Origin of the sequence: Actinoplanes sp. NPDC048791, assembly GCF_040650095.1 — a bacterium.
In the GTDB taxonomy this organism is placed as follows: Bacteria; Actinomycetota; Actinomycetes; order Mycobacteriales; family Micromonosporaceae; genus Actinoplanes.
The window spans coordinates 1-1,588 of record NZ_JBEZGQ010001471.1 but is presented as its reverse complement, the minus strand read 5'-3'; the positions used below and the strand labels follow the sequence as shown (position 1 = coordinate 1,588).

Annotated in this window: 2 protein-coding genes and 1 pseudogene; all 3 read left to right on the top strand. The window is 71.3% G+C overall.

The features are described 5' to 3' along the window. Positions 1-208 (top strand): annotated as a pseudogene (locus AB0C29_RS47540) (hypothetical protein); the annotation flags it as partial. Then, complete coding sequence (locus AB0C29_RS47535; RefSeq protein WP_360834858.1) at positions 205-1,263, top strand: spore photoproduct lyase family protein; 1,059 nt, start codon at positions 205-207, stop codon at positions 1,261-1,263. The pseudogene AB0C29_RS47540 and the gene AB0C29_RS47535, both read left to right, overlap by 4 nt. A gap of 28 nt (positions 1,264-1,291) precedes the next feature. Continuing rightward, a partial coding sequence (locus AB0C29_RS47530) for a methyltransferase domain-containing protein (protein ID WP_360834856.1) occupies positions 1,292-1,588 on the top strand: 297 nt, incomplete at its 3' end.

Genomic DNA, 1,588 nt, shown 5'->3' with positions numbered 1-1,588 from the left:
TAGGACGGCCACCGGGCTTTCGACGGGGGCCGCGGTGGTCTCCGGCCTCAGCGGCGCGGCGGCGCAGCACTTCGCCGAGGCGAGCCGCACCGGCTGGTGGATCCTGTTCGGCTGCGGCCTGGCCGTCCTCGCGCTCGGCCTGGCCACCACCGGCCGCCGCGCCCGCGCCACCGCCGCCCCCGTCGAAAGCCCGGTGCCCGTCCTATGAGTGCCCTGCTGGACATCCGCCGGATCTACGTGGAGCCGGAGGCCGCCGCTCTGCCTCGCGGCAAGGAGATCCTGGCCCGCTTCCCGGAGGCGGAACGCGTCGAGGTGGAGAGCCACCACCGCATCCCCGAGCTGTACGGCGACGAGACCAACGTCGACCGCTGGGTCCGGATCAAGCGCGAGGCGCTCGTGCTGGGCGTCAAGAAGTCGCTGGCCGCCCGCCCCAACGGCCGCTCGGCCGACTTCATCGCCCCGTCCACGGCCAACGGCTGCGCGATGGCCTGCGCCTACTGCTACGTGCCGCGCCGCAAGGGATACAGCAACCCCATCACCGTCTTCGCCAACATCGACAAGATCCAGGGGTACGTGCAGCGCCACGTGAGCCGTCAGGGCGTGAAGCCGGCGCCGAACGAGTGCGACCCGCACGCCTGGGTCTACGACATCGGCGAGAACTCGGACTGCTCGCTCGACGCCCGGATCAGCGACAACGTACGGGACCTGGTCGAGCTGTTCCGCTGGCTGCCCACGGCCAAGGCCAGCTTCGCCACCAAGCACGTCAACCGCGATCTGCTGGAGTGGGATCCGCAGGGCCGCACCAGGATCCGCTTCTCGCTGATGCCCGCGCGCGACGCCAAGCTGCTCGACATCCGCACCAGCCCGGTGGCCGAGCGGATCGCCGCGATCGACGACTTCGTCGCAGCCGGCTACGAGGTGCACGTCAACTTCAGCCCGGTCGTGGTGCGCGACGGCTGGCTCGAGGACTGGGCGGTCCTGCTCGACCAGCTCGACGCGGGCATCGGCCCGGCGGCCAGGGCCCAGCTCGCCGCCGAGGTCATCTTCCTGACCCACAACAAGGACCTGCACGAGGTCAACCTGGGCTGGCATCCCAAGGCCGAGGAGCTGCTCTGGCGCCCGGAGCTGCAGCAGGTCAAGCGCTCGGAGAACGGCGCCCTGAACGTGCGCTACCGCACCGGCGACAAGGGACGCTACGTCGCCGCGCTGACCGACCTGATCGCCGCCCGGACCCCGTATTGTCGGATCCGCTATGCCTTCTGAACTGACAGGGCCTTCTGAACTGCCCGCGATGATCGGGACCTTCGATGCGGCGGCCGCTAGCTACGACAGCGTGGGCGTCGACTTCTTCACGCCGATGGGCGCCGAACTGGTGCGCCGCGCGGCGATCCGGCCCGGTGAGTACGTCCTCGACGTCGGCTGTGGACGCGGCGCGGTGCTGTTGAGCGCCGCCGCCGCGACCGGGCCGACGGGCCGGGTCGTCGGCATCGACCTGGCCCCGTCGATGGTGGAGCTGACCGCGGCCGCGACCGCGCACCTTCCGGGCGTGACGGTGCAGGTCGGCGACGCGCAGCAGCCGGCGTTCGGG

Excerpts from the sequence above, each read along its gene's own strand:
- AB0C29_RS47535 (WP_360834858.1), top strand. The coding sequence starts at position 205 with ATGAGTGCCCTGCTGGACATCCGCCGGATCTACGTGGAGCCGGAGGCC.